1 protein-coding gene is annotated in these 721 nt (G+C 32.5%); it reads left to right on the forward strand.

The features are described 5' to 3' along the window. Positions 1–136 precede the first annotated feature (136 nt). Positions 137–601, forward strand: a complete 465-nt coding sequence (gene tnpA, locus O3801_RS08510; protein WP_371454677.1) for an IS200/IS605 family transposase — start codon at positions 137–139, stop codon at positions 599–601. Positions 602–721: the final 120 nt, after the last annotated feature.

Raw genomic sequence — 721 nt, forward strand, 5'->3', positions numbered from 1 at the left:
GGAGGCGAAGTCTCCGAAACAAAAAACCACCCGCTATGCGGGTGCGAGATAAAAGTTAAACAATTGAAAAATCATCCTTTCTTGATAAAATAAGAGTAGTTCAAGCTCTAAAATAAAGAAAGGATGATTTTTAATTATGGCAAATAAACATAATAGTTTATCGCATACAAAGTGGTTATGTAAATACCATATTGTATTTACCCCTAAGTATAGACGAAAAATAGAATTTAATCAATACAAACGAGATATAGTAGATATAATAAAAAGGTTATGTAAGTATAAAGGAGTGGAAATAATAGAAGGACATATAATGCCAGATCATATACATTTGCTATTATCAATACCACCGAAATATAGTGTATCAAGTTTTATGGGGTATTTGAAAGGGAAAAGTTCACTGATGATATTTGATATGCATGCAAACTTGAAATATAAGTATGGGAATAGAAAATTTTGGGCAGAAGGATACTATGTAAGTACTGTAGGTTTGAATGAAAGTACAATAAGAAAATATATCAGAGAACAAGAAACGCATGACATTTCAATAGACAAATTGACAACAAAAGAATATACAAATCCATTTGGAAATAAGAAAAAATAGATAAACCCATTTAACGGGTAGCGGGCGTTAATATACAATAGGGCTTGAACGAATGTGAAAGCCAGCGCCTTGAGGTGCGTGTTAGTAACAAAGGGTTATACCCGAAGAGAAAACCACCCC

It is taken from the genome of Gemella sp. 27098_8_149 (genome assembly GCF_041433745.1).
Classification (GTDB): Bacteria; Bacillota; Bacilli; order Staphylococcales; family Gemellaceae; genus Gemella.

What these genes read in the sequence shown, in the direction of transcription:
- tnpA (WP_371454677.1), top strand. Translation starts at nt 137, where the DNA reads ATGGCAAATAAACATAATAGTTTATCGCATACAAAGTGGTTATGTAAA.